Genomic DNA, 4,467 nt, shown 5'->3' on the forward strand with positions numbered 1-4,467 from the left:
GAGCCACCCTGGCACGTTCACGGGTTCTGTCGCGACAGAAAAGCAAGGAACATAAGGTGAACGGAATGACCATCAGAGCCGCATTTTCCCCCTCACCCTAACCCTCTCCCCAAAGAGGAGAGGGGACTGTTCGCGCTCGCATTTTTGTGGGGATTCCTCAGCCCACAGGGAGAGGACCGGAGTGAGGGGATAAACTCACGCCGGAGTATACGGATGCGTTTTCACCCAGTGCTCGGCGATATCCTGACGGCGGCAAATCCACACACCTTCGTGACTCTGCACATAATCCAGGAAACGCTGCAATGCGCGGAAACGACCGGGGCGACCCAATAGCCGACAGTGCATGCCAATCGACATCATCTTCGGCGCCGTTTCACCTTCTTCATACAGCACATCAAAACTGTCTTTCAGGTAGGTATAGAACTGCTCGGCGGTATTAAAACCCTGCGCGGTGGCAAAGCGCATATCGTTCGCATCCAGCGTATAAGGCACAATCAGGTGAGGCTTCTCGTCAACCGTTGTCCAGAACGGCAGGTCGTCGCCGTAGTAATCGCTGTCATACAGCAGACCGCCCTGCTCCACCACCAGCTTGCGGGTGTTCGGGCTATCGCGTCCGGTATACCAGCCGAGCGGCGCTTTGCCAAACAGCGTCGTGAGGATCTCCAGCGCCTGCTGCATATGCTGGCGCTCGGTCTGGATATCCATATTTTGATAGTGGATCCAACGCCAGCCGTGGCTCACCACGTCATACTCCGCGGCGTTGATCGCGGCGACGATCTCCGGGTTACGCGCCAGCGCCATTGCGATACCAAACACCGTTAAGGGCAGGCCGCGCTTCTGGAATTCATTGTGGATGCGCCAGAAACCTGCGCGGGAACCGTATTCATACAGTGAGTCCATCGACATATGTATTGCCGGGTAACTCGCCGCACCAATAATGTCTGACAAAAACTGTTCAGAACCGGTGTCGCCATGAAGGACGTGGTTCTCGCCGCCTTCTTCGAAATTGAGGACAAACTGCACGGCAATGCGCGCCCCTCCGGGCCATTGCGCATGAGGGGGTTTTCCGGCATACCCTGCCATATCGCGTGGGTAGTTATCGGTAAAGTGCCAGACAGGCTTGTCCGTATCTGAATGCATGCTGATTCGACCTCATTTTGGGGCCGCTTTCAGCTCAGCATTTCAAAGCATCCTGAAAGCGGCTTTTTATTGGGATACGCCAGATCGCCGTACTTGCTGGTACCAAGCCCCAGTGCCAGGAGGGATTCCACCATTTTCACCGCTGCCGTGACGCCATCGATCACCGGAATACCCAGCTCCTGCGTCAGCTCGCTGGCAAGGTTCGCCATCCCGCCACAGCCGAGAACAATAGCGCCGCTATTATCTTCCCGTTTGGCTTGTATACAACGCTCGCGTACTTTCTGCTGAGCAAGACCCGTGCCATCTTCTAACGCCAGTACCGGTAAATCGATCGCATGCAGTGCGGCGCAGTGATGCCCAAAGCCATATTGCTGCAATAAATGACGGGCGATGATCAGCGTGCGCGGCAAGGTGGTGACGATGGAAAAACGCGTCGCGACCAGCGTGGCGACATGCATCGCCGCTTCGGCAATTCCCACGACCGGCCCGCTTGCCAGCTCGCGGGCGGCCAGCAGCCCCGGATCGCCAAAGCAGGCAATCACATGGCCTTGCGCCCCCTGCGCCATGCCTTTTTTTATCTGTTCCAGCACGCCAATGGCGGCAATCGCCTCATCAAAGTGCCCTTCAATCGATGCCACGCCCTGGCTCGGACAACTGGCGAGGATCGTCGTACCCGGTGCGGCGACACTGCGGGCAGCGCTGGCAATGGTGTGTGTCATTTCCGGGCTGGTATTGGGGTTGATCACCTGTATACAGAATTGTGTCATGCCTGTTCTCCTGGCGCGCCAAACAGGCGGGCAAAATCGGGGAGGATGTCGCCGCCGCGCTCAAAGCTGAGGCTTGAGACAATATGATCGAAGTGGTGGGCCATAGCATGGCTCAGCGCCGCGCCATCTTTCTTACGCAGCAATTCGATGAGCCTGTCGTGGTCATCGCAGCGGCACCCACGCTGCCAGGGGGCGCCCCAGGCGGCAATCACCAGCGATGAACGTTGCGCCAGCGTGGTCACAATATCGGTCACTACGGCATTGCCAGAGATAGCCTGCAACTGGATATGAAATGCCGCGGAATGACGAATCGCCGCCGCGCCATCGTGGTTCTGATGCGCCTCTTCTTCCTGCGCGATGATTTTCTCGAGACCAGCAATATGTGGCGGCTGCAGATGCTCAAGCACCTGCGGCAGGTTGGCACACTCGATCATTTTGCGGGTAGAGAAGATCGCTTTCGATTCATCGATATCCGGTTTGGCAACAAATGCACCACGTCTGGGCGTCATCGTGACCATTTGCACCGTCGCAAGGCGCGTCAGAACCTTGCGGATCCCCGTGCGGCTAACGCCAAACACTTCGGCCAGGGCTTCTTCGGGTAATTTGCTACCGGGCGGTAATTGATGTTCGACAATGGCGGTCATCAGCGACTGCCAGATGAAATTTTCTTTATCTTCCAGATCTGCTGGGGTCTGTAGCCCCGTTGGCTGCTTCATTGGGAAATTCCTTTGTTACCTGGTTCTTATCTTTTTGTATACATCATTAAAATATTTTGTATACATAAAATTAAAACCTGGCCTGGTTCATGCAATACAGGATGGCAGACATAACGTCACAATCTGTATTCAGAGGAGCAGATTCCATGCCAAACCTTGAACCAAATTACAAAGACAGTTACAGCCCACGACTCACTAACAACGATTTGGCCCCGACGCGCGACCAGAACTGGACGTGGTACAACATCTTCTCTTTCTGGATGTCCGACGTTCATAGCATGGGCGGATACGTGGTCGCGGCCAGCTTCTTTGCGCTCGGCCTTGCTAGTTGGCAGGTATTACTGTGCCTGTTGCTGGGCATCTGTATTGTGCAGTTGTGCGCAAACCTTGTTGCCAAACCAAGCCAAATGGCTGGCGTGCCCTATGCGGTTATCTGTCGCCAGGCATTTGGCGTGTTCGGTGCCAATATTCCGGCCGTCATCCGTGGTCTTATCGCCTTTGCCTGGTACGGTATACAAACCTATCTGGCCGCTAACGCGTTAATGCTGGTGATGTTGAAATTCTGGCCTTCTCTGGCCCCGATGACCGAAGGGCATTTCCTTGGTCTGTCGCATTTGGGCTGGGTCTGCTTCGGCATTATGTGGGTATTGCAGGCACTGGTGTTCTGGCACGGGATGAGCGCGATTAAACGCTTTATCGATATCGCAGGCCCGGCTGTCTACGTGGTGATGCTGGCGCTGGCGGTGTGGATCCTGTCGCAAACCGGCTTTAGCGGTATCTCGTTTACCCTTGCCAGCAAAGAGCTGACCGCGGGCGAGCAAACCTGGCAGATGATTACCGCAACGGCGCTGGTGGTTTCTTACTTCTCCGGCCCATTGCTGAACTTTGGCGACTTCTCTCGCTACGGCAAAAGCATGCAGGAAATTCGTCGCGGCAACCGCTGGGGCCTGCCGTTTAACTTCCTGCTGTTCTCCATCGTGACCGTGGTGATCGTGTCAGGTACACAGTCGCTGTTCGGCAAAATGATCACCGACCCCATCGAGACCGTCAGCCACGTGGGCAACAGCCTGGCCATGGCAATTGGTTTGCTGACCATGATTATCGCCACCATTGGGATCAACATTGTGGCTAACTTCGTCTCCCCGGCGTTCGATTTCTCAAACTGCTCGCCGCAGAAGATCAGCTTCCGCACCGGCGGGATGATCGCCGCCGTTGGTTCCGTGCTGCTGACGCCGTGGAACCTGTTCCAGTCACCGGAACTGATCCACTACACGCTGGATGTGCTGGGCTCCTTTATCGGGCCACTGTTCGGTATTCTCCTGGCGGACTTCTACCTGATTAAACGCGGGAAAGTATTTGTCGATGATCTGTTTACCGTCTCCCCGAATGGGCGCTACTGGTACAAAAACGGCATCAACCCGAAAGCGGTTGCCGCACTGGTGCCGTCGGTCGCCGTGTGCCTGGTAATCAGCTTTATTCCGTCACTGCACGAAGTGGCGAACTTTAGCTGGTTTATCGGTGTGTTCCTGGGCGCAGGCAGCTACCGCTGGATTGCACGCCACGATCGTGAAGGGGTTAGCGAAGGGTTTGCTCCACGTCGCGCAACGGCGAAAGAGTAAACGCAACAGGCCCGGACTGGGGTAGTCCGGGCCTGTTGCTGACAGAAGATTAAGAAGAAAACAGGCAACGTCTACGGCGTCTTATCCTCCCCTGAGTTGTGTACGGTCCGGAGACATAGTGAACGCTTGTTCGGGGACATGGTAGACACTTACAACTGAGGCATAAGAACCCGTTTATGGAGTCACTTATGCCCTGGGATGCGAGAGATACCATGTCATTACGTT

General features: G+C 55.6%; 4 protein-coding genes. 1 reads left to right on the forward strand and 3 read right to left on the reverse strand.

The window, feature by feature from the left end; translation table 11 throughout:
• Positions 1-195 precede the first annotated feature (195 nt).
• From puuE to ABU190_RS27180, 3 genes are read right to left on the reverse strand one after another with little or no spacing between them, the layout of a single operon-like run.
• Positions 196-1,140: an allantoinase PuuE gene (gene puuE / locus ABU190_RS27170; RefSeq protein WP_354692905.1), complete on the reverse strand. Its 945-nt coding sequence runs from the start codon at positions 1,138-1,140 to the stop codon at positions 196-198.
• Between the two features lie 29 nt (positions 1,141-1,169).
• Positions 1,170-1,907 (reverse strand): aspartate/glutamate racemase family protein, encoded by a 738-nt coding sequence (locus tag ABU190_RS27175; RefSeq protein ID WP_125125265.1) that lies wholly within the window; start codon positions 1,905-1,907, stop codon positions 1,170-1,172.
• Positions 1,904-2,623, reverse strand: coding sequence for a GntR family transcriptional regulator (locus ABU190_RS27180; RefSeq protein WP_296421260.1), 720 nt, complete (start codon positions 2,621-2,623; stop codon positions 1,904-1,906). Before ABU190_RS27180 ends, ABU190_RS27175 begins: the two co-directional genes overlap by 4 nt.
• Positions 2,624-2,769: 146 nt before the next feature.
• Here ABU190_RS27180 and ABU190_RS27185 point away from each other — a divergent pair, with 146 nt between their 5' ends.
• Entirely contained in the window at positions 2,770-4,242 is a 1,473-nt protein-coding gene (locus ABU190_RS27185; protein ID WP_041852646.1) for an NCS1 family nucleobase:cation symporter-1, read from the forward strand.
• Positions 4,243-4,467: the final 225 nt, after the last annotated feature.

The organism is Phytobacter sp. RSE-02, assembly GCF_040578655.1.
Taxonomy (GTDB): Bacteria; Pseudomonadota; Gammaproteobacteria; order Enterobacterales; family Enterobacteriaceae; genus Phytobacter; species Phytobacter diazotrophicus.